The sequence below is a fragment of the Serratia sp. JKS296 genome (assembly GCF_900215445.1).
Classification (GTDB): Bacteria; Pseudomonadota; Gammaproteobacteria; order Enterobacterales; family Enterobacteriaceae; genus Serratia; species Serratia marcescens.
This window is the reverse complement of record NZ_OCMX01000001.1, coordinates 452,450-474,816: the sequence shown is the minus strand read 5'-3', so window position 1 is coordinate 474,816 and position 22,367 is coordinate 452,450. Positions and strand designations below refer to the sequence as shown.

The following is a 22,367-nucleotide window of genomic DNA, read 5'->3' as shown; positions in this document are numbered from 1 at the left end:
GCGCCGTTCGCCGCAGACCGCCTCCTTACCACATCAGCCGGCCGATCAGTGGCGCGGCCACCACCGTGATAATGCCGGCCAACATCATCACCAGGCTCGACACTACGCCCTCCTGTGGCCCCAGTTCATAGGCGCGGGCGGTGCCGGCGCCGTGCGACGATGCGCCAAATCCGGCCCCTTTCGCCAGGCGGCTGCGTACCGCCAGCCGCAGAAACAGAATGTCGCCCACCGCCATGCCGAACACCCCGGTGATCACCACGAACAGCGCCACCAGGTCCGGCTGGCCGCCCATCTGCTTGGCGGCCTCCAGCGCAAACGGCGTGGTGATCGACCGCACCGCCAGGCTGCGCTGCACCTCTTCCGGCAGCGTCAGCAGGCGCGCCAGCCACACCGAGCTGTACACCGCCACCAGCACCGCCGTCGTCACCCCGGCGGTCAGCGACAGCCAGTGGCGACGAATGATATGCAGGTTCTCGTACACCGGCACCGCGAAGGCGATGGTCGCCGGCCCCAGCAGCCACAGCAGCCAGTGGGTTTCACCGATGTAGTCCTGATAGGAGATGTGGGTGACCACCAGCAGCAACACCAGAATCATCGGCGTCAGCACCAGCGGCATCAGCAGCAACGTGCGGCGGCGGCGATAGAGTTTCTTGTTGGCGAAATAGAGCGCCAGCGTCGCCAGAAAACAGGCCAGGCTAAGGATAAAATCATTCATGGCGCTGCTTCCGCCGCTGCAGCCAAATCTCCAGCCGATACACCCTGTCCACCACCAGCCCGGTGGCGCCCAGCGTCAGCATGGTGCTGATCGCGATCACCAGAAAGATCTTCCAGCCCTCGACCATCAGCAGCTGGGCATAGTTGACCACCGCCACTACCGCCGGCACGAAAAACAGCAGCATTTCCGCCAGCAGCCAGCGGGAGCCGGCCTTGACCCAGCTGAGCGGCAGAATGCGCAGCAGGATCAGCGCCAGCAGCATCAGCATGCCGACGATATTGGCGGGGAGCGGCAGGTGGAATTGTTGCACCAGACGATCGGCGATCAGGAACAGCGCCGCATACAACGCCACCTGGATCGGTACCTGCAAACGGGTCAGCAGGGAGGGGGCAACGCGGCGTAACGCCAGAGACATGAAAGATGACCTCGAACAATAAATTGACGGCCTACAGTATACGCAGCCGGGAAACCACGCCTGAAATGAATTAAAATTATCGTCATCATGCCGTCCGGGAATAGTTTCCCGCCGGTAGCGTCCCCAAGGAGAACCCTAACGTGGATGTCCGCACCCTGCGCTACTTCGTTGAAGTGGTGCGCCAGCAAAGCTTCACCCGCGCGGCGGAAAAACTGTTCGTCACCCAGCCCACCATCAGCAAAATGCTGCGGCATCTGGAGGAAGAGCTGGAATGCACGCTGCTGATCCGCGAAGGCCGCAAGCTGCGCCTGACCGACAGCGGCCAGGCGGTGTACCAGCGCGGCCTGACGATCCTCGACGAATTCCGCCAGCTGGAGGCGGAACTGGAAGACATCAGCTCGGTGAAAAAGGGCGTGCTGCGGCTGGGCATTCCGCCGATGGTCGGCAGGCAGATCGCCGATCTGATCCGCCGCTTTCGCCAGACCTACCCCGGCATCGAATTGAAGATTTCCGAACTGGGCGGGCTGTCGGTCGAACAGGCGGTGATGTCCGGCGAACTGGATCTGGCGATGACCGTGTTGCCCTTCGATTCGGCGCAGCCGCTGACCTTTCTGCCGCTGCTGGGCCACCCGATGTGCGTGGTGGCGCCGCGCACGCCGCAGTGGCTCAACCGCACCCGCATCAATATCGCCGAATTGGCCGACAGCCCGATCCTGATTTATAACGAAGACTTTGCGCTGTACAAGATGCTGATGAAGGCGTTTCGCCAGGCCGGTTTTGAACCGCAAATCGCGGTGCGCAGCGGCCAATGGGACTTCCTCGCCTCGATGGTGCAGGCCGGCGTGGGCATCGCCATGCTGCCTGAGCCGGTTTGCCGCTGGCTGGATAAGGAAAACCTGGTCTGGCTGCCGCTGGAGCCGCGCATGGAGTGGAAAATCGGCCTGATCTGGCGCCAGGGTAGCTACCTGTCGCACAGCGCGCAGGCCTGGATCGCCTGCTGCCGCGACTACTGGCCGCCGCTCAAGTAGCCAAAAAACAAGGGCCGCACAGGCGGCCCTTCAGGACAGAAATAAAGAGGAAAAACGTTTATTCCTCTGCTGAGATTTACCCTTCGCGTTCGATCAACAGCGCTTCGAGCAGGTCGAGATCGTGCAGCAGTTTTTGCAGCGTCTCGTTGCTGATTTTCTGCGTGGCGCGCAGGTGGTACAGCTCGCCGCGCTCGGCGCGCAACGCCGTCAGGCGGAAACGCCGCTCGAGGTTTTCCATCGCCAGCGCATTCTCGATATCGTCTTTCGACGCGATACGCCGCCGCAGCATGCCCGTCACCCGCGAGCTGACCTCTTTCAACACCTGCGGATCGAGGTTTTCTTCGGTATCGGCAACCAGGCGCTCTTCCATTTTATTCACGCTCTCGATCGCCACCTCGGCCGCCATGGCGATCGCCATGCGCTCTTCCTGCTTGCTGGCGCTCTTGTCGGCCACCTGCACGCCGCGCAGCAGCAGCGGCAACGCCAGCACGCCGACGATCAGCGACAGCAGGATCACCCCGGCGGCGATAAACACCAGCTGATAGCGCGCCGGGAAGGCAGTGCCGTCGCTCAGCAACAGCGGTATCGACAGCACGCCGGCCAGGGTAATCGCCCCGCGCACCCCGGCGAACGACGCCACCCACAGCTCACGCGTGCTGTAATCGCCGAACTGCAGCGGACGCTTTTTCATAAAGCGGTTGCTGGCCTTCTTCATTATCCACAGCCAGGTAAAACGCAGCACCAGCAGCGCGGCGTAGATGGTGGCCACGTCGGCGAACAGATACCAGGTCTGGATGGTCGGATCCAGCTCCGCCTGCAGGATGGAGGTTTCAAGAATGCCCGGCAGCTGCAGGCCCAACATGATGAACACCATGCCGTTGAACACGAACTCCAGCATCGCCCACACGCTGTTGGCGCGCAGGCGCATCGCCAGCGGCGCGTTGCGGATCACGCCGGACTGGCTGATGGTCATCCCCGCCGCCACCGCCGCCAGGATGCCGGAGACGCCGATATGTTCGGCGATCAGATAAGAAGCGAACGGCAGCAGCAGCAGGAACACGATCTGGGTCGCCGGATCGTCGCCGCTCCAGCGGCTCATCACCCGCAGCGATTTACTGTAGGTCCAGGTGACCGCCACGCCGGCCAGCAGGCCGCCGATCGCCACTTTGAGGAATTCAAGGGTCGCGCCGCCCACGGTGAACACCATGGTGCCCATCGCCACCGCGATGGCGAACTTGAGCGACACCAGGCCGGACGCGTCGTTCATCAGCGCCTCGCCCTCGAGCACGCCCATGATCGGCTTGGGAATGCGCCCTTTGCCGACGATGCCGGACAGCGCCACGGCATCCGTCGGCGACAGCACCGCCGCCAGCGCGAAGGCCGCCACCAGCGGAATGCCCGGCACCATGGCGTAGATCAGATAACCGACACCGACCACGGTGATCAGCACCAGCACCAGCGCCAGGCCGAGAATTTCACGCCCGTGATGCAGGAACTCCCGCGTCGGCGTTTTCCAGCCGTCGGCGAACAGCAGCGGCGGGATGAACAGCACCAGGAACAGTTCGGGATCAAAATCGACGTGCAGCCCGAAATGCGGCCAGGCCAGCAGGGCCCCGATGGCGATTTGCATCAGCGGCAGCGGCACTTGGAACGGCAACATGCGCGTCACCACCCCGGACAGGGAGACCACCAGGATCAAAATGAGGATTGTAAAAAAGATTTCCATGCTTTCCTTAGACTCTACGATTCAGACGACATCGGCTCAGGGCCTGCGTTGGTCACGATAGTAGATCACTTTTTTTACAGCCGTTAAAGCTTGTTGTGCCTTTCAAAACGCGGTGCAGAGCAGAAGAAGACTTATCTTAAGAAGGGAATTGCCGTAACAGGCTCCCCCGCCCGGCGGGCGAGGGAAACCCAAGGGGCTTAAATCGCCCAGCCGCCGGCGTAGAACGCCACCAGCGCCACGGCGATCAGCACGGTGCCGATGTTCAGCTTGCGCCATTCGCCGGAGAAGATGCGGCCGATGACCAGCGAGCTGAAGCCCAGCATGATGCCGGTGACGATGTTGCAGGTCAGCACGATGAACACGGCGCACAACAGGCCGGCCATCGCGTCGACGAAGTCGTTGAAGTCCAGCTTGGTGACATTGCTCAGCATCAGCAGGCCGACGTACATCAGCGCCGGCGCGGTGGCGTAAACCGGCACCAGATAGGCCAGCGGCGACAGGAACAGGATCAGCAGGAACAGAATGCCGACCACGGTGGCGGTCAGGCCGGTCTTGCCGCCCGCGGCGGTGCCGGCGGCGGACTCGATGTAAACCGCAGCGGGCGCGGCGCCCACCAGGCCGGAGAAGATGCTGCTCAGGGAATCCGAGGTCAGCGCCTTGCCGCCGTTGATGATCTGCCCGTCTTTATCCAGCAGATTGGCCTGCCCGGCCACCGCGCGGATGGTGCCGGTGGCGTCGAACACCGCGGTCATCACCAGCGCCAGCACGCTCGGCAACACCACCGGCTGCAATGCGCCCATGATGTCCAGGCTGAAGATCAACGATTTGCCGTCAGCGTCCGCCAGGCTCGGCATGGCGAACAGCCCCTGGTATTTCACCGCCGGGTCGAAGATCAGGCCGATGATGGAAATGGCGATGATCACCAGCAAAATGCCGCCGGGCACGCGCAGTTTCTCCAGGCCGAAGATCACCGCCAGGCCGACCAGCGTCATGACGACCGGGAAAGAGGTGAACGCGCCGAGCGCCACCGGCAAGCCATCCAGCGGGTTCTTCACCACCAGGCCGACGCCGTTGGCGGCGATCAGCAGCAGGAACAGCCCGATGCCGATGCCGGTGCCGTGCGCCACGCCCATCGGCAGGTTGCGCAGGATCCAGGCGCGGATGCCGGTGACCGAGATAATGGTAAACAGCACGCCCATCAGGAACACCGCGCCCAGCGCCACCGGAATGCTGATGTGTTGGCCCAGCACCAGGCTGAAGGCGGTAAAGGCGGTCAACGAGATCGCACAGCCGATGGCCATCGGCAGGTTAGCCCACAGCCCCATCAACAGCGACCCCAGACCGGCCACCAGGCAGGTGGAGACGAACACCGCCGCCGGCGGGAACCCCGCTTTGCCCAGCATGCTCGGCACCACGATCACCGAGTACACCATCGCCAGGAAGGTGGTCAGCCCCGCCACCACCTCCTGACGCACGCTGCTGCCGCGCGCGGAAATTTTAAAATAGCCATCAAGCCCGCCGGTTGGTTTTGCGGCGTGGTTCGCTTGAGAGTTCGACATAGGTTACTTCCCCTGTGTTTCATGAATCGGCCCGTCACAGCAGGCCTGTAATCTCGCCCGCGCCCGATCGCCACGTAATCGTTTACGTCACGTTCCGCATCCTTGCCCTTATGCCACACCGCCAACGGCGATGCGCACCCAGGCAAACGTTTAACTCGCAGCGCGCGGTACGGGTGATTTATGGTGGTTTATTCAAGGCAAACGATTATCCTGCCTTCCCTAGCGTCTAATCAACTAAAGATCGCGGCAATTTATGCAGAAAGCGGCGGGAATGGCGCTCGCGCGATAAAACCGGGACGACGGTCGCCCCGGCGAACGCCGTCATGGCGGGGTTATTGCGTCTGCACCGCAGCGGGATCCATATACATCAATTCCCAGATATGACCGTCCAGATCCTGAAATCCATGGCCGTACATCACGCCGTAGTCCCGCGACGGGTGGTAGGTGTTGCCGCCGCCGGCGACCGCCTTGCGCACCAGTTCGTCCACCGCCACCCGGCTGGGTTGCGATAGGCACACCAACACTTCGGTGGCCTGATTGGCGTCGCCGATCGGGTTCGGGGTAAACATCCTGAATTTGTCGTGGGTCAGCAGCATCACGTAAATCGTGTCGCTGACCACCATGCATGCGGCGGTATCGTCGGTAAATTGCGGGTTGAAGCTGAAGCCGAGCTGGGTAAAAAACGCCATTGAGGCGGGCAGATCGCGTACGGGCAGGTTAACGAAGATTTGCGTAGCCATGGGCTACCTCCGATGAAGAATGACCCCATCGAGTATAGCCCATCCGCTTAACTCAGCAGGTCGTAAGGGCCGCCCTGCTCCAATGCCCGCTGGTAGGCGGGCCGGGCGTGAATGCGCTGCAGGAAGCCGCGCAGTTTCGGGCAATCATCCAACGCGCCGCGCGCCGCCATCGCCTCCAGCGGGAAGCTCATCTGAATATCCGCTGCGCTGAAGTCGTTGCCAACGAACCAGCTGCCCTTATTCAGGTGCTGTTCGAGGTATTCGCAGTGCGGCGCGATCTGCTTGTCGAGGTATTCCCGCTGCACGCCTTTGCCGATCGCGCCGGCCACCGGCCGCAGCAGCCAGGGGATCGGCGGCTGGCCGAGACGGCTGAACACCAGCTTCATCACCAACAGCGGCATCAGCGATCCTTCGGCGTAGTGCAGCCAGTAGCGGTATTGCTGACGCGCGTGGAAGTCGGTTGGCATAAACATGCCCTGTGCGTCGTAGGCTTCCTGCAAGTATTCGATAATGGCGCCGGATTCCGCCAGCGTCAGATCGCCATCGACGATCACCGGCGATTTGCCCAGCGGGTGGATCTTTTTCAGCGCCGGCGGCGCCAGCATGGTCTGCGGATCGCGCTCGTAGCGCTGCACCTGATAAGGCACGCCCAGCTCTTCCAGAAACCACAGAATGCGCTGCGACCGCGAGTGATTGAGATGATGAACGATGATCATGACGAAGCCCCTGTCCGCTGCCACACCAGTTCGCCAACCTGCACGCCGTTGCCGAGCTGCAGCGGCACCGTGCGCAACGTCAGCCGATCGCCGCTGAAAGCGTAAAAACGCACCTGACGGCTGCCTACCCAGTTGGGGAACGAACAGCCTTCGACCTGATGCACCACCCGCTGCTCGCTTTCTTCCACCTGATAGTGGCCAAAGTAGCAAATCATATTGATGAAGGCGGCGCGGATCTCCCGCTCAGACCCCTGCGCCAAATCGGCGGCGGCGAAACGCGGCCGCACGGCGCTGTAAAGCTGCGCCGCCATCGTGCCGTTGGCCTCATAGTGGATGCGCCCCAACACCTGCTCGCCCAGCGGGTAATTCAGCTCGCCGTTCTGGTTTTTGAACACCGACGACACCAACGCCCAACTGCCGATAAACGCGCTTATCGTCATGACGCTTCTCCGGTTAAGGATCGTCTGTAAAGGGTAGTGGCGATTTTTGCCCCGCGCCAGCGGATGAAAAACAATCAATTTATTTGACAGAGATACTCAAAACTCTCCGATTTTTTATTCACATCCGGTGCACTAGTATTTAACACATCGAGAGACAACGGGCTCTCACCTAACAAACACTCTGAGGAACGCATCATGAAAAACGTCAAAATTTTTGCTACCGCTGCGCTGCTGGCTACCGCTTCTTTCGCTACCTTCGCCGCTGACCTGCCTTCCAGTCAACCTGCTGCAGACGCCCAGAAGATCGGCGTCGTCACCGTGAGCGGCGCCGCTAACCTGAGCGCGCTGGAAAGCGAACTGGCCAGCAAAGCCGCCGCGTCGGGCGCCAGCTCCTACCGCATCGTCGCCGCCGGTGGTCAGAACAAACTGTACGGCACCGCAGAAATCTTCAACTGATCGTCGGACAGCCAACCGACGGAAGAAAGAAGCCCCGCAAGGGGCTTTTCTCGTTGTGGGCAGGCAAAGCTCTTTGTGAACAGTGGCCGCCGGACATTTCACCGATACTGGGAATAACGCCTTACCCTCACCCACTTTGGAGAAATAACATGACCACAGCACTCCCACTGCAAGGCAAAGTCGCATTCGTTCAGGGCGGTTCCCGCGGCATCGGCGCCGCCATCGTTAAACGCTTGGCGAGCGAGGGCGCCGCCGTCGCCTTTACCTACGCCGCCTCGGCCGATCGCGCCGAAGCGGTGGCGAGCGCCGTGACCGCTGCCGGCGGCAAAGTCCTCGCCATCAAGGCCGACAGCGCCGATGCGGCGGCGCTGCAGCAGGCGGTTCGCCAGGCGGTGAGTCACTTCGGCAACCTGGATATTCTGGTGAACAACGCCGGGGTATTTACGCTGGGCGGCACCGAGGAACTGGCGCTGGACGACCTGGATCGCATGCTGGCGGTCAATGTGCGCAGCGTATTCGTCGCCAGCCAGGAGGCGGCGCGCCACATGAACGACGGCGGCCGAATCATCCACATCGGCAGCACCAACGCCGAGCGCGTGCCGTTCGGCGGCGCGGCGGTGTACGCGATGAGCAAATCGGCGCTGGTCGGGTTGACCAAGGGCATGGCGCGCGATCTCGGCCCACGCGGCATCACCGTCAATAACGTGCAGCCCGGCCCGGTGGATACCGAGATGAACCCGGACGCCGGCGAGTTCGCCGATCAGCTCAAGCAGCTGATGGCGATCGGCCGTTACGGCAAAGATGAAGAGATCGCCGGTTTCGTCGCCTACCTGGCGGGCCCGCAGGCGGGTTATATCACCGGCGCCAGTCTGAGCATCGACGGCGGTTTCTCGGCGTAACCATTCTTCGATGCAAAAAGCCCCACAAGGGGCTTTTTTAATGGCGAATTACGCTTCGGTACCGTCGCCGTCAATGCAGGCCACCGCGCTTTCGTTCGTCCCCACAGGGAAATGGCGGTCAAAGCGATCCTTCAGATCCTCCAGGGTGATTTCGGCAAAGCGCGCCAGCAGCGCCTGCTCGGCCTCATCCAGCACGTTGCCCAGCGCCTGATTTACCGCCGCCTCCACCGCACATTCCGGATGCTGTTCCCCACCGCCGATGGCGAACAGCTGCTTAACGCCCACCGCCCGGTAGATATCGAGCAGGCTGATGTTCCGCAGATCGTCGGCGATACGCCACCCTCCATGATGGCCCTTTTCCGACGCAACGAAACCGGCATCACGCAGGCCGGCCAAGGTGCGTCTGACCACGGCGCTGTTGGTGCCCAGCATCGCGGCGATCTGTTCCGAGGTGTAAACCCCCTTGTGGCGCGCCATATGCAGTAACACGTGCAGCATGCGCGAAAGCTTGTTGTCCTGACGCATTCCCATCTTCCTTTCAGCTCAGCATAGTCTCGTATCTTACAATGATACGAAAGATTGACAACGGCGAATATCACGTGCTTTTATAGGTTACATGAAATAACCGGCGTTCTCTTGGGCGCTGAAAACCCATTGCACCATGACCTCGTAAGGAATAATGATGACTCCTGTATCGGCTTCAGATCTCTCGGTATGCCTGATGATCGCGCTGGCGTCGGCCAGTATTTCCATGACCCTGACACAAACCGAACTCTTCACGGCGCTGCGGGCCTGGGCAGCGCGCAAAAATGCCCTGCTGGGCCATTTGTTCCAATGCTTTTACTGCATGAGCCACTGGGTGGTGATTGCAGGAATGCTGGTTTACCGCCCGGCGCTGTTGCACAGCGGCATCGGCCCGATCGATTGGGTGATGACCGCCTTCATCGTGCTCACCGTCACCACCTTTATCAACGGCCTGCTGTTTAAAGTATTTCAGGCGGCTGTGCGCACTCATGTAATGAAACACGAGGCGCAGCAGATGTTGAATTCGCATGAGCAGTGATGAGGCCGTGCATGAACCAGAACACCAATGACATTTTCAACGGCGAATTTTCCCGCCGGTATGACGCCGGCAACGCGCGCTTCAATACGATTAGTGACAATCTTCACTTTTTGATTGCGCTGCTATTGAAGGATTTGCCCGTCAATGCCCACATCCTGTGTGTTGGCGTAGGAACCGGTACCGAGATGATCCATTTGGCCCGCCAGAACCCGAGCTGGCGTTTCACCGGCGTGGATCCTTCCGTCGACATGTTGGCGGTGTGCGCTGCCAAGCTACGGCAGGCGAAAATTAGCGAACGCTGCACGTTGGTGGAGGGCTATCTGCAGGATCTGCCGAGCGCACCAGATTACGACGCCGTACTGTGTCTGCTAGTGACCCATTTTATTCTCGATGACGCGCGTGGCGGCCTCTATCGCCATATGGCGTCACGGTTAAATACCGCAGGCCAGGTGGTGATTGCGGAAATTTCCGGTGATACGACGGCGGCGGATTTTGACCAGCACCTGGCCAGATGGGCCGCCATGCAGTCTCTTGACGGTCAAACTCCGCGCACGCCGGTTGAACTCCGAGCCCAGTTGCAGCAACGGCTGTTGCTGCTGCCGCCGGAACACACCGAACGGTTGATCGCCGAAGCCGGATTTTCTCCGCCGCAGCGTTTCTTCCAGTCGTTGCTGATCCACGCTTGGACAGCCCGTAAACCGGCAATAAAAAACCCCGCCTGAGCGGGGTTTTTTTAGCGCTGTCGCCAGGCTTAGAACGGAATATCGTCGTCGAAATCCATTGGTGGTTCGTTGCTGGTCGCCGGTGCGCTGTTCTGCGCCGGGCGAGACTGCTGCTGGCCGCCGCTGAACTGGTTGCCGCCCTGTGGCTGCTGAGGCTGGCCCCAACCGCCCTGGCCGCCGGCAGATTGACCTGCCGGTGCGCCGCCGCCCTGACGGCCGCCCAGCATCTGCATGGTGCCGCCGACGTTAACCACGATCTCGGTGGTGTAGCGATCCTGGCCGCTCTGATCCTGCCATTTACGGGTCTGCAGGGAGCCTTCGATGTAGACCTGAGAGCCTTTACGCAGGTATTCGCCCGCCACTTCGGCCAGTTTGCCGAACAGCACGACGCGGTGCCATTCGGTCTTCTCTTTCTGTTCGCCGGTCGCCTTGTCACGCCAGCTTTCGGAGGTCGCCAGGGTAATGTTGGCCACTGCGCCGCCGTTCGGCATGTAACGGACTTCTGGATCCTGACCCAGATTCCCGACCAGAATTACTTTGTTTACGCCTCTGCTGGCCATGAGCACTTCTCCCGATGATTGATTTCTACACAGTATAAACGCGTCAGTTTACCACGCTGAGTGCGAAACCACACCCGTGTTGATAAGTGCGAATTGCATTCCAGAATTGTCTTTTCGATCGGCCTTGTTGCATTCGCATACTGGATATTCATTCAGGTTTTTTTGTGTCATAATTATGCGTTTCGACCAGGCTGTGCCGGTTTTTTGCGAGATCCATCACAAAATCCCCCGCAAAAATCGCGACAGGCGCGGTGTATCATCAAGACGGGAAGTGTAAATGGACAATATCGAAGTTCGTGGTGCTCGAACCCATAATCTGAAAAACATCAACCTGATCATCCCGCGTGACAAACTGATCGTCGTCACCGGCCTGTCCGGTTCCGGCAAGTCTTCGCTGGCTTTCGATACGCTGTACGCCGAAGGGCAGCGGCGCTATGTCGAATCACTCTCCGCCTATGCGCGCCAGTTCCTGTCGCTGATGGAAAAACCGGACGTCGATCATATCGAAGGTCTGTCGCCGGCGATCTCCATCGAGCAGAAATCCACCTCGCACAACCCGCGATCCACGGTCGGCACCATTACCGAGATCCACGACTACCTGCGCCTGCTGTTCGCCCGCGTCGGCGAGCCGCGCTGCCCGGACCACCATGTGCCGCTGGCGGCGCAAACCGTCAGCCAAATGGTCGATAACGTGCTGAGCCAGCCGGAAGGCAAGCGCCTGATGCTGCTGGCGCCGGTGGTGAAAGACCGCAAGGGCGAGCACACCAAAACGTTGGAAAACCTGGCCGCCCAGGGCTATATCCGCGCGCGCATCGACGGCGAAGTGTGCGATCTGTCCGATCCGCCGAAGCTGGAGCTGCAGAAGAAACACACCATCGAAGTGGTGGTCGACCGTTTCAAGGTGCGCGACGACATGGCGCAGCGCCTGGCCGAGTCGTTCGAAACCGCGCTGGAGCTGTCCGGCGGCACCGCGGTGGTGGCGGACATGGACGACGAAAAAGCGGACGAGCTGCTGTTCTCCGCCAACTTCGCCTGCCCGATCTGCGGCTACAGCATGCGCGAGCTGGAACCGCGCCTGTTTTCCTTCAACAACCCGGCCGGCGCCTGCCCGACCTGCGACGGCCTGGGCGTGCAGCAGTTCTTCGATCCGGATCGCGTGGTGCAAAACCCCGAGCTGTCGCTGGCCGGCGGCGCGATCCGCGGCTGGGATCGCCGCAACTTCTACTATTTCCAGATGCTGCGCTCGCTGGCGGAGCACTATGAGTTCGACGTCGAAGCGCCATTCAACACCCTGAGCGCCAACGTGCAGAAGGCGGTGCTGAGCGGCTCCGGCAAAGAGTCGATAGAATTCAAATACATCAACGATCGCGGTGACACCACCGTGCGCCGCCATCCGTTCGAAGGCGTGCTGCACAACATGGAGCGCCGCTATAAAGAGACCGAGTCCAGCGCGGTGCGCGAAGAGCTGGCGAAGTTCATCAGCAACCGCCCTTGCGCCTCGTGCCACGGCACTCGCCTGCGTGAAGAAGCGCGCAACGTGTTCGTCGAAGACACCACGCTGCCGGAGATCTCCGATCTGAGCATCGGCCATGCGATGACCTTCTTCCAGAACATGAAGCTCAGCGGCCAGCGCGCCAAGATCGCCGAGAAAGTGCTGAAAGAGATCGGTGACCGCCTGAAATTCCTGGTGAACGTCGGCCTGAACTACCTGTCACTGTCTCGCTCGGCGGAGACGCTCTCCGGCGGCGAAGCGCAGCGAATCCGTTTGGCCAGCCAGATCGGCGCCGGCCTGGTGGGCGTGATGTACGTGCTGGATGAGCCGTCGATCGGCCTGCACCAGCGCGACAACGAGCGCCTGCTGGAAACGCTGATCCACCTGCGCAACCTCGGCAACACGGTGATCGTGGTGGAGCATGACGAAGACGCCATCCGCGCCGCCGATCACGTGATCGACATCGGCCCCGGCGCCGGCGTACACGGCGGCCAGGTGGTGGCGGAAGGCACCGTCGACGACATCATGGCGCAGCCGGAATCGCTGACCGGCCAGTTCCTCAGCGGCAAGCGCGAGATCGCCATCCCCGCGCAGCGCGTGCAGGCCGATCCGACCAAGGTGCTGAAGCTGAGCGGCGCGCGCGGCAACAACCTGAAGGACGTGACGCTGACGCTGCCGGTCGGTCTGTTTACCTGCATCACCGGCGTTTCCGGTTCCGGCAAATCGACGCTGATCAACGATACGCTGTTCCCGATCGCCCAGCGCCAGCTCAACGGCGCCACCATCGCCGAACCGGCGCCGTTCCGCGAAGTGACCGGCCTGGAGCATTTCGACAAGGTGATCGACATCGATCAGAGCCCGATCGGCCGCACGCCGCGCTCCAACCCGGCCACCTACACCGGCATCTTCACCCCGGTGCGCGAGCTGTTCGCCGGTGTGCCGGAATCGCGCAGCCGCGGTTACACGCCGGGCCGCTTCAGCTTCAACGTCAAGGGCGGGCGCTGTGAAGCCTGCCAAGGCGACGGGGTGATCAAGGTCGAGATGCACTTCCTGCCGGACATCTACGTGCCGTGCGACCAGTGCAAGGGCAAGCGTTATAACCGCGAAACGCTGGAAGTGAAGTACAAGGGCAAGAGTATCCACGAAGTGCTGGAGATGACCATCGAAGAAGCGCGCGATTTCTTCGACGCGGTGCCGGCGCTGGCGCGCAAGCTGCAGACCCTGATGGATGTCGGCCTGTCCTACATCCGCCTCGGCCAGTCGGCCACCACGCTCTCCGGCGGTGAAGCGCAGCGCGTCAAGCTGGCGCGCGAACTGTCGAAGCGCGGCACTGGCCAAACGCTGTATATCCTCGACGAACCAACCACCGGTCTGCACTTCGCCGATATCCAACAGCTGTTGGCGGTGCTGCATCAGTTGCGCGATCAGGGCAATACCATCGTGGTCATCGAGCATAACCTGGATGTGATCAAGACCGCCGACTGGATCGTCGATCTGGGGCCGGAAGGCGGCAGCGGCGGCGGCGAGATCCTGGTCGCCGGCACGCCGGAAACGGTGGCCGATTGTGAGAAATCGCACACCGCACGCTTCCTGAAGCCGCTGTTGAACCAGTAATGCCGCCGGCGTGCGGGCCGTCGCTCAGGCGGTCCGCACGCTGACTCGTTTCCCCGCAATCAAACAGAAACGGGCAAGATTTCGACATTTTCAGGCATTTCCCTCCGCACTCACCGCTTTTATCATCAATGTTCCCTCGGCGGCCGCCCTGTCTGATTCAGGCCGCGTCTCGCCGGCACTTCGCTGCCGGTCAAACGTTGTCCCCCATACATTGATAACTGGAGCGACCATGAACATTACCCATGCCTATGCCGCGCATGACGCGAAGTCTGCGCTGGTGCCTTTCGATTACCAGCCGCGCGCCCTGCGCGACCACGATGTGCAAATTCAGGTGTTGTTCTGCGGCGTCTGCCACTCGGATCTGCACCAGGCGCGCAATGAATGGAGCAATACGATTTACCCGGTGGTGCCGGGCCACGAAATCGTCGGCCGCGTTAGCGCCGTCGGCGACCATGTCTCGCGTTACCGGGTCGGCGATCTGGTCGGCGTCGGTTGCATGGTGGATTCCTGCCGCAGCTGCCCGAGCTGCGATGAGGGGCTGGAACAGTATTGCGAGAACGGCTTTACCGGCACCTATAACGGCCAGGATCGCCACACCGGCGCCGTAACCTACGGCGGCTACTCCACCAATCTGGTGGTGGATCAGGACTTCGTGCTGCGCGTGCCGGAAAACCTCGATCCGGCCGGGGTCGCGCCGCTGCTGTGCGCCGGCATCACCACCTATTCGCCGCTGCGCCAGTGGGGTGCGGGGCCAGGCAAAAAGGTCGGCATCGTCGGCCTCGGCGGGCTGGGGCACATGGGCGTCAAACTGGCGCGGGCGATGGGCGCGCACGTGGTGCTGTTCACCACCTCGCCGTCGAAAATCGAAGACGCCAAGCGCCTCGGCGCCCATGAAGTGGTGATTTCGCGCAACCCGGATGAGATGGCGCAGCACGTTAATAGCTTCGACTTCATCCTCAACACGGTAGCGGCTCAGCACGATCTGAACCCGTTCCTCAACTTGCTGCGCCGCGACGGCACCCTGACGCTGGTCGGCGCACCGGAGCACGATCATCCGTCACCGCAGGTGTTCAACCTGATCATGAAGCGCCGCCGCATCGCCGGTTCGCTGATCGGTGGCATCGCGGAAACGCAAGAGATGCTGGACTTCTGCGGCCAACACGGCATCACGTCCGATATCGAGCTGATCCCGATGCAGCAAATTAATGAGGCCTATGAGCGCATGCTGAAAAGCGACGTGAAGTACCGCTTCGTGGTGGATATCGACTCGCTGCGAGCCTGATGACGGCGGGCGCCCGGCGGCGCCCGTTTTTTTATAGCTGCTTGATGACCCTGGCCGGGTTGCCGCCTACCACGCAGTTGGCCGGCACGTCTTTGGTCACTACTGCGCCGGAGGCCACGACCGCATTATCGCCGATGGTCACCCCCGGATTGATCACCGCGCGCCCGCCGATCCACACATTGTCGCCAATCCTGACAGTCTTACCGAACTCCGCGCCGCCGACGCGGGTCTCGGCGTCCAGCGGATGGGTCGCGGTGTAAATATGCACGCCCGGCGCCAGCAGGCAGTTGTCGCCGATATGCACTTCGCACACGTCGAGGATCACGCAGTCGAAATTGGCGTAGAAGTTCTTGCCGAGATAAATGTTATAGCCGTAGTCGCAGCGGAAGGTCGGCTCGATGGTGCCGCCCTGATAGCCGCCCAGCAGCTCACCCAGCCACTGTTTGCGCAGCTCACCCTCTTCCGGCGAGGAGTGGTTATAGCGATGCGTCAACTGGCGCGCGCGCCGACGTTCGCTGCGCAGCAGGTCGTCGCCGGCGTCGTACAGTTCCCCGGCGATCATCTTGCGCTTTTCTTCGCTCATGGCCATGTCGGCCTCCTTAATCTTATCCGCGTTTCTTGAATGCCCAAGCGTAGCCGCTTTTGCCCGGCGACAAAAAGGGAACGTTCCCAATTTAAAACCGCGATCACGATTTAACACGGGAAAACAGGAGAAAAACGAGGGCCGCCGCCCGGCTATCAGGCGCGCAGTTCCTGGCGCACGTGTTCGGGCAGGCCTTCCACCACCAGCTGATAGGAGCTGTCGATCAGCGTGTAAAACTGCGAGTTCGGCAGGTTGCCGTCGAGAAACACCGTATTCCAGTGCGCCTTGTTCAGGCCGTCGCAGGCGACGATCTCCGGATGGTGTTCACGCAGGCTTTCCGCCAGCTCCGGGCTGGACTTGACCGCCAGCGCCGGCCGCCCTTCGATCTCGCACACCATGGCGAACATCACGTCGCCCACCTTGATCTGGCTGGCCTGCCACTGGTTCTGGTCGCTCTGCTCAGCGCCCGGCTTCGCCATGCAGTACTCCAGCAATGCGCTGTTATTCATTGGGTTATTCCCCCTGTAATGTGGCCACAATACGGCGTGCTCCGCCGTGGATGCGGTGCTCCCCCAGCCAGATGCCCTGCCATGTGCCCAACATCAGCCGCCCATGCCTGACGGGCAGCGTCAAGGAAGCGCCCAGCAGCGAGGATTTGATGTGCGCCGGCATGTCGTCCGGCCCTTCGTAGTCATGCTGATAGGGTGCGTTTTCCGGCACCTGACGCAGGAAATGCTGCTCCATATCGGCTCGCACCGTGGGATCGCAGTTCTCGTTGAGCGTCAGCGAGGCCGAGGTGTGCTGCAGCAACAGATGCAGCAGGCCGGTTTGCAGGCGGTGTAAGTGGGTTAACTGGTTGGTGATCTCGTCGGTAACCAGATGAAAGCCACGCGCTTTTGCGCTGAGGATTAGCGTTTGCTGATGCCACATGAGTGAGCGCCCCTCAATCAGTATATTCTCTCTCCGGTTTGCGGCAACTTCGGCGGCGCGCCGGCAATAAAAAAGGAGCGATATCGCTATCGCTCCCGATGAACGTCCGTTCAGACTAACAGGCGTTACTGCACCGCGGCAAACGCCTCGGCCACCTGACGCACGTTGTTGTGGTTCAGGCCGGCCACGCACATGCGGCCGCTGTGGATCAGGTAGACGCCGAACTCTTCACGCAAGCGATCGACCTGCGCCGCGCTGAAGCCGGTGTAGCTGAACATACCGCGCTGCGCCAACAGGTAGTCAAAGTTGCGCTGCGGCAGCGCGCTCTTCAGGGTGTCCACCAGCGCGTGACGCATTTCGAGAATGCGGGTGCGCATGCTCTCCACTTCGTCCAGCCACTGGGTTTTGAGCTGGGCGTCGTTCAGCACCTTGGCCACCAGCTGCGCGCCGAAGTTTGGCGGGCTTGAGTAGTTGCGGCGCACGGTGGCCTTCAGCTGGCCCAGCACGCGCCCGGCCGCCTCTTCGCTTTCGCACACCACCGACAGGCCGCCGACGCGCTCGCCGTACAACGAGAAAATCTTCGAGAACGAGTTGCTCACCAGGCACGGCAGGCCGGCCGCCGCGATGGCGCGAATGGCGTAGGCGTCTTGCTCCATGCCGCCGCCGAAGCCCTGATAGGCGATATCGAGGAATGGAATGATTTCACGCTCGGCGATCACCTTGACCACCTCATCCCACTGGGCGGGGGTCAGGTCGGAACCGGTCGGGTTGTGGCAGCACGGGTGCAGCAGCGCGATGCTGTGCTTCGGCAGCTGTTTCAGCGCAGCGAGCATGGCGTCGAACTTCACGCCCAGGCTTTCGCTGTCGAAATACGGGTAGGTATTCACTTTGAAACCGGCGCCGCTGAAGATGGCGACGTGGTTTTCCCAGGTCGGATCGCTGACCCACACCTGCGAATCCGGGAAATAGGTTTTCAGGAAGTCGGCGCCCACTTTCAACGCGCCGGAACCGCCGACGGTCTGAATGGTGGCGATGCGCCCCTGCTGCAGCATCGGGTGCTGCGCGCCGAACAGCAACTGCTGAATGGCGGAACGGTAGGGTTGCAGCCCTTCCATCGGCAGGTATACCGAGGCGCCGTGCTCGACGCTGTTCAACTGCGCTTCCGCCGCAGCGACCGCCCGCATCTGCGGAATGATGCCCTGCGCATCGTAGTACAGGCCGATACTCAGGTTCACCTTGTGCGCACGCGGGTCTTGTTTGAATTTTTCCATCAGCGACAGAATGGGATCGCCGGCATAGGCGTCAACGTTCTGGAACACGGGGTTTTTCTCCTGGTTTATTGTGGTTTGGGCACAGCGTTACGTTCCTAATATAGACGGAAAAGCGCATTCGGTTTTAGCTTTATCTCGTCACCGGCAACAAACCGTTTTCCTTGATGCGATTGAGCACCACCGCCGTTTTGATATGCGCCACGCTTTTGTGCGGCGACAGCGTCTGGCTGATGAATTCGCTCAGCGCCGGCAGGTCAGCCACCGCCACTTTCAGCAGGTAATCGGCGTCGCCGGTGGTCTTGTAAGCGTCGAGGATCGCGTCCACGTCCTCCAGCATCTGATGAAAGCTGTCGATCTGCTCCTGCGCGTGCGTGATCAGGCTGACTTCGATCAGCCCCACCAGCCCCAGGCCGACCGCCTCCGGCGCCAGCCGCGCGTGGTAACCGCGGATCAGCTGCGCCTGCTCCAGGCTGATGCGCCGCCGTGAGCACTGGGAAGCGGAAAGCCCCACCAACTCGCTCAGTTCCTGATTGGTCAGACGGCCGTTGGCCTGTAACAGCGTCAGGATTTTCATATCAAAATCGTCAATGTTGTACATAGCCACCTGTAAACTGTGTTAATAAATGTTGACGTTACAGCCTACCAGTTTTTTTACCGTTGCCGACGTCACACCCTGGCGTTTGAATCGCGTACAGCAGCAACGCCCGGCGTTTTCGCCGGTAAGCGGCATAAAAAACGGCTAACTCATGCAGGCAAACGACAATTAACGGCGAAGTAACGCATAAAACCACGAATGTATAAAAAGGACGCCAGATGAAAAAGCTTCTCCCCCTCGCGCTGCTGCTCGCCGCCGGCGGCGCCGGTGCGCAATCCCACCTGGACAAGGTGCTGCAGCAGAAGACCCTTGAGGTCTGCACCACCGGCGACTACAAGCCCTATACCTTCCTCAAGGAAGACGGCGGCTATGAAGGCATCGATATCGACATGGCGGAATCGCTGGCGAAGAGCCTGGGCGCCAAGGTGAAGTGGGTGAAAACCAGCTGGAAAACCCTGACCCCGGACTTCGTCGGCGGCAAGTGCGACATCGCCATGGGCGGCATCTCCGTCACGCTGGAGCGGCAAAAGCAGGTGTTCTTCGCCGACAAGCTGGATACCGACGGCAAAATCCCGCTGGTGCGCTGCATCGACGTGAAGAAATACCGCACGATAGAACAGATCAACAAACCGTCGGTGCGTCTGTTGGAACCGGCGGGCGGCACCAATGAAGCCTTCGTGCACGCCTATCTGCCGAAGGCCAAACTGACGCTGACGCACGACAACATGAGCATTTTCCAGCAGTTGGTGGATCGCAAGGCGGACGTGATGATCACCGACGCCTCCGAGGCGTTGTACCAACAAAAGCGCTATCCGAAGCTGTGCGCGGTGAATCCGACCAAACCGATGCAGTACGGCGAGAAGGCTTACATGCTGCCGCGCGACGATCTGAGTTGGAAACTGTATGTGGATCAGTGGCTGCACCTGGCCAAGGCGACCGGCGAGTATCAGAAGGTTATCGATAAGTGGTTGGCGGTAAAGAAGTAACGCGCTGAGAAACGGGGCCGACGCGCGTCGGCCCCTGCGGCGCATCAGTCGCCGATGTATTCCATCGCCACGCGCTGCGTGAGCTTGGTGATCAGTTCATAAGCGCTGATGCCGGTGCAGGCGGCGATACGCTCGACCGGCAATGCCGGCCCCCACAGCACCGCTTCATCCCCCACCTTATCGGCGGCATCCGGCCCGAGATCGACCGAAATCATGTCCATCGACACCCGGCCGACGATCGGCACTTCACGGCCGTTGATCAGGATCGGCGTGCCGGTCGGCGCGCTGCGCGGGTAACCGTCGCCGTATCCCATCGCCACCACGCCCAGCCGGGTATCGCGCGGACTTACCCAGGTGCCGCCGTAGCCGACCGCTTCGCCGGCCTTGTGCTCGCGCACCGCGATCAGGCTGGATTTCAGGGTCATCGCCGGCTGCAGACCATGCTCGGCGCCGCTGCCGTTATCCAGCGGCGACACGCCGTACAGAATGATGCCGGGACGCACCCACTCGTTGTGGGCGTCCGGCCACAGCAGCGTGCCGCCGGAGGCGGCGACCGAGCGCTGGCCCGGTTTGCCGCGCGCGAACTGCTCGAAGCAGGCGATCTGTTTCAGGGTGGCGTCGGACTCCGGCTCATCGGCGCGGCTGAAGTGGCTCATGATATTGACCGGCTGCGCCACGTTGCGGCAGGCGCACAGGCGCTGATAAAACGCTTCCGCCTGTTCGGGACGCACCCCCAACCGATGCATGCCGGTATCGAGCTTCATCCACACCGGCACCGGGCGCGCCAGTTCGGCCTGCTCCAGCGCTTCGAGCTGTTCGATGCAGTGCACCGCGGTTTCGATGTTGTTCGCCACCAGCACCGGCAGGTCTTCGGCACAGAAGAAACCTTCCAGCAGCAGGATCGGTTTGACGATGCCGCCGGAACGCAGCATCAGCGCCTCGCCGATGCGCGCCACGCCGTAGCAGTCGGCGTCTTGCAGGGTGTGTGCTGTTTCCAGCAGGCCATGTCCATAAGCGTTTGCTTTCACAACGGCAATCAGGCGGCTTTGCGGCGCCTGGCGGCGCACCTGTTGCAGATTATGTCGCAGAGCGCGGCGGTCGATTACAGCGGTTGCCGCTTTCATTTCAGTTCCTTAGCTGATTATTCGTCATCGTATTGTGGCCCCGCGTAGTTGTCGAAACGCGACCACTGGCCGTTAAAGGTAAGGCGCACGGTGCCGATGGGGCCGTTACGCTGCTTACCGATAATAATTTCCGCGATCCCTTTCAGATCGCTGTTCTCGTGATACACCTCATCACGATAGATGAACATAATCAGGTCGGCATCCTGCTCGATAGAGCCGGATTCACGCAAGTCGGAGTTGACCGGGCGTTTGTCGGCGCGCTGCTCCAGGCTTCGGTTCAGCTGCGACAGCGCCACCACCGGCACCTGCAGCTCTTTCGCCAGCGCCTTCAGCGAGCGCGAAATCTCGGCGATCTCCAGCGTACGGTTGTCGGACAGGGCCGGCACGCGCATCAACTGCAGGTAGTCGATCATGATAAGGCTAAGCCCGTCGTGCTCGCGGAAAATACGCCGCGCGCGCGAGCGCACTTCGGTCGGCGTCAGGCCGGAGGAGTCGTCGATGTACATGTTGCGCTTCTCCAGCAGGATGCCCATGGTGCTGGAAATGCGCGCCCAGTCCTCGTCGTCGAGCTGGCCGGTACGGATGCGCGTCTGATCCACGCGCGACAGCGACGCCAGCATACGCATCATGATCTGCTCGCCAGGCATCTCCAGGCTGAAGATCAGCACCGGTTTTTCCTGGGTCATCGCGGCGTTTTCGCACAGGTTCATGGCGAAGGTGGTTTTCCCCATCGAAGGACGGGCGGCGACGATGATCAGATCGGACTTTTGCATGCCCGCGGTTTTCTTGTTGAGGTCCTGATAGCCGGTATCAACCCCGGTCACGCCGTCGTGCGGCTGCTGATACAGCTGCTCGATGCGCGACACGGTGTCTTCCAGGATGCGCTCGATGCCCTTCGGGCCTTCGTCTTTGCTGGCGCGGTTCTCGGCGATTTGGAACACGCGGGATTCCGCCAGATCGAGCAGGTCTTCGCTGCTGCGCCCCTGCGGATCGTAGCCGGCGTCGGCGATTTCGTTAGCCACCGAGATCATTTCGCGCACCACCGCGCGCTCGCGCACGATGTCCGCGTAGGCGCCGATGTTGGCGGCGCTCGGGGTGTTTTTCGACAGCTCGGCCAGGTAGGCGAAGCCGCCGACCGAGTCCAGCTCGCCCTTCTGCTCAAGCGATTCGGACAGGGTGATGAGGTCGATCGGCTTGCTCATCTCCAGCAGACGCTGCATCTCGGTAAAGATCAGGCGGTGCGGGCGGCTGAAGAAGTCGTTGGCGACCACGCGCTCCGCCACGTTGTCCCAGCGCTCGTTATCCAGCATCAAACCGCCCAACACCGACTGTTCTGCCTCCAGCGAGTGCGGCGGCATCTTCAGCCCTTCCATCTGACGATCTCTGGAACGCTCTCTGGTTTCGTCCGCGTTTGTTTTGTTGGTTGGTTTTTTTCCTGCCATGAAACGTAG

24 protein-coding genes are annotated in these 22,367 nt (G+C 61.3%); 8 read left to right on the top strand and 16 right to left on the bottom strand.

The genetic code is table 11. The annotated features are described in order from the left end of the window. Positions 1-25: 25 nt before the first annotated feature. Positions 26-715 (bottom strand): LrgB family protein, encoded by a 690-nt coding sequence (locus CRO23_RS02285; RefSeq protein WP_004936833.1) that lies wholly within the window; start codon positions 713-715, stop codon positions 26-28. Further along, on the bottom strand, positions 708-1,130 hold the full coding sequence (locus CRO23_RS02280; protein ID WP_028127545.1) for a CidA/LrgA family protein: 423 nt from the start codon (positions 1,128-1,130) through the stop codon (positions 708-710). The genes CRO23_RS02285 and CRO23_RS02280 overlap by 8 nt, the downstream gene beginning before the upstream one ends. A 140-nt stretch (positions 1,131-1,270) precedes the next feature. Between CRO23_RS02280 and CRO23_RS02275 the strand changes: the two genes are divergently transcribed. Next, entirely contained in the window at positions 1,271-2,158 is an 888-nt protein-coding gene (locus tag CRO23_RS02275; RefSeq protein ID WP_016930254.1) for a LysR family transcriptional regulator, read from the top strand. Between the two features lie 76 nt (positions 2,159-2,234). On the opposite strand, the gene CRO23_RS02270 is transcribed toward CRO23_RS02275, so the two are convergent. The 5 genes from CRO23_RS02270 to CRO23_RS02250 form a co-directional block, all read right to left on the bottom strand. Further along, positions 2,235-3,884, bottom strand: a complete 1,650-nt coding sequence (locus tag CRO23_RS02270) for a Na+/H+ antiporter (protein ID WP_016930255.1) — start codon at positions 3,882-3,884, stop codon at positions 2,235-2,237. A 197-nt stretch (positions 3,885-4,081) separates the two neighbouring features. Further along, a complete protein-coding gene (locus CRO23_RS02265) occupies positions 4,082-5,443 on the bottom strand; it encodes an NCS2 family permease (RefSeq protein WP_004936819.1) in 1,362 nt (453 codons plus the stop codon). A gap of 332 nt (positions 5,444-5,775) precedes the next feature. Beyond that, positions 5,776-6,183, bottom strand: coding sequence for a VOC family protein (locus CRO23_RS02260; RefSeq protein ID WP_079450123.1), 408 nt, complete (start codon positions 6,181-6,183; stop codon positions 5,776-5,778). 47 nt (positions 6,184-6,230) lie between these two features. Next, positions 6,231-6,899 (bottom strand): glutathione S-transferase family protein, encoded by a 669-nt coding sequence (locus CRO23_RS02255; RefSeq protein WP_016930257.1) that lies wholly within the window; start codon positions 6,897-6,899, stop codon positions 6,231-6,233. Next, on the bottom strand, positions 6,896-7,339 hold the full coding sequence (locus tag CRO23_RS02250) for a lipocalin-like domain-containing protein (RefSeq protein ID WP_033639278.1): 444 nt from the start codon (positions 7,337-7,339) through the stop codon (positions 6,896-6,898). Before CRO23_RS02250 ends, CRO23_RS02255 begins: the two co-directional genes overlap by 4 nt. A gap of 195 nt (positions 7,340-7,534) precedes the next feature. Between CRO23_RS02250 and bhsA the strand changes: the two genes are divergently transcribed. Then, a complete protein-coding gene (gene bhsA / locus CRO23_RS02245) occupies positions 7,535-7,795 on the top strand; it encodes a multiple stress resistance protein BhsA (RefSeq protein ID WP_033639277.1) in 261 nt (86 codons plus the stop codon). Between the two features lie 149 nt (positions 7,796-7,944). Beyond that, the gene (locus CRO23_RS02240) at positions 7,945-8,694 is read left to right on the top strand and encodes a 3-oxoacyl-ACP reductase family protein (RefSeq protein ID WP_016930260.1); all 750 of its coding nucleotides are present in this window, start codon (positions 7,945-7,947) and stop codon (positions 8,692-8,694) included. Between the two features lie 48 nt (positions 8,695-8,742). On the opposite strand, the gene CRO23_RS02235 is transcribed toward CRO23_RS02240, so the two are convergent. Next, entirely contained in the window at positions 8,743-9,219 is a 477-nt protein-coding gene (locus CRO23_RS02235; protein ID WP_097101321.1) for an Rrf2 family transcriptional regulator, read from the bottom strand. 196 nt (positions 9,220-9,415) lie between these two features. On the opposite strand from CRO23_RS02235, the gene CRO23_RS02230 reads away from it, so the two are divergent. Both CRO23_RS02230 and CRO23_RS02225 read left to right on the top strand, forming a co-directional pair. Next, positions 9,416-9,757 (top strand): DUF1360 domain-containing protein, encoded by a 342-nt coding sequence (locus tag CRO23_RS02230; RefSeq protein ID WP_405051238.1) that lies wholly within the window; start codon positions 9,416-9,418, stop codon positions 9,755-9,757. 11 nt (positions 9,758-9,768) lie between these two features. Then, complete coding sequence (locus tag CRO23_RS02225; protein ID WP_097101317.1) at positions 9,769-10,479, top strand: class I SAM-dependent methyltransferase; 711 nt, start codon at positions 9,769-9,771, stop codon at positions 10,477-10,479. A gap of 29 nt (positions 10,480-10,508) precedes the next feature. Here the strand turns inward: CRO23_RS02225 and ssb1 are convergent, their stop codons facing one another. Further along, the gene (ssb1, locus tag CRO23_RS02220) at positions 10,509-11,039 is read right to left on the bottom strand and encodes a single-stranded DNA-binding protein SSB1 (RefSeq protein WP_004936793.1); all 531 of its coding nucleotides are present in this window, start codon (positions 11,037-11,039) and stop codon (positions 10,509-10,511) included. Between the two features lie 277 nt (positions 11,040-11,316). On the opposite strand from ssb1, the gene uvrA reads away from it, so the two are divergent. Beyond that, on the top strand, positions 11,317-14,145 hold the full coding sequence (gene uvrA / locus CRO23_RS02215; protein ID WP_015379213.1) for an excinuclease ABC subunit UvrA: 2,829 nt from the start codon (positions 11,317-11,319) through the stop codon (positions 14,143-14,145). 229 nt (positions 14,146-14,374) lie between these two features. After that, entirely contained in the window at positions 14,375-15,427 is a 1,053-nt protein-coding gene (locus CRO23_RS02210) for an NAD(P)-dependent alcohol dehydrogenase (protein WP_016930261.1), read from the top strand. Between the two features lie 31 nt (positions 15,428-15,458). On the opposite strand, the gene maa is transcribed toward CRO23_RS02210, so the two are convergent. The 5 genes from maa to CRO23_RS02185 form a co-directional block, all read right to left on the bottom strand. After that, positions 15,459-16,016, bottom strand: coding sequence for a maltose O-acetyltransferase (gene maa, locus CRO23_RS02205; RefSeq protein WP_016930262.1), 558 nt, complete (start codon positions 16,014-16,016; stop codon positions 15,459-15,461). Between the two features lie 149 nt (positions 16,017-16,165). Further along, on the bottom strand, positions 16,166-16,519 hold the full coding sequence (locus tag CRO23_RS02200) for an MmcQ/YjbR family DNA-binding protein (protein WP_016930263.1): 354 nt from the start codon (positions 16,517-16,519) through the stop codon (positions 16,166-16,168). Between the two features lie 4 nt (positions 16,520-16,523). Further along, entirely contained in the window at positions 16,524-16,940 is a 417-nt protein-coding gene (locus tag CRO23_RS02195; protein WP_016930264.1) for a secondary thiamine-phosphate synthase enzyme YjbQ, read from the bottom strand. A gap of 125 nt (positions 16,941-17,065) precedes the next feature. Continuing rightward, complete coding sequence (locus CRO23_RS02190) at positions 17,066-18,259, bottom strand: amino acid aminotransferase (RefSeq protein WP_016930265.1); 1,194 nt, start codon at positions 18,257-18,259, stop codon at positions 17,066-17,068. A gap of 82 nt (positions 18,260-18,341) precedes the next feature. Further along, complete coding sequence (locus CRO23_RS02185) at positions 18,342-18,809, bottom strand: Lrp/AsnC family transcriptional regulator (RefSeq protein ID WP_016930266.1); 468 nt, start codon at positions 18,807-18,809, stop codon at positions 18,342-18,344. Between the two features lie 215 nt (positions 18,810-19,024). Between CRO23_RS02185 and CRO23_RS02180 the strand changes: the two genes are divergently transcribed. Further along, positions 19,025-19,792, top strand: a complete 768-nt coding sequence (locus CRO23_RS02180; RefSeq protein WP_097101315.1) for a transporter substrate-binding domain-containing protein — start codon at positions 19,025-19,027, stop codon at positions 19,790-19,792. A gap of 44 nt (positions 19,793-19,836) precedes the next feature. Here the strand turns inward: CRO23_RS02180 and alr are convergent, their stop codons facing one another. After that, positions 19,837-20,916, bottom strand: a complete 1,080-nt coding sequence (alr, locus tag CRO23_RS02175; protein WP_016930268.1) for an alanine racemase — start codon at positions 20,914-20,916, stop codon at positions 19,837-19,839. A gap of 17 nt (positions 20,917-20,933) precedes the next feature. Beyond that, positions 20,934-22,358, bottom strand: a complete 1,425-nt coding sequence (dnaB, locus tag CRO23_RS02170; RefSeq protein ID WP_025160134.1) for a replicative DNA helicase — start codon at positions 22,356-22,358, stop codon at positions 20,934-20,936. Between the last annotated feature and the right edge of the window lie 9 nt (positions 22,359-22,367).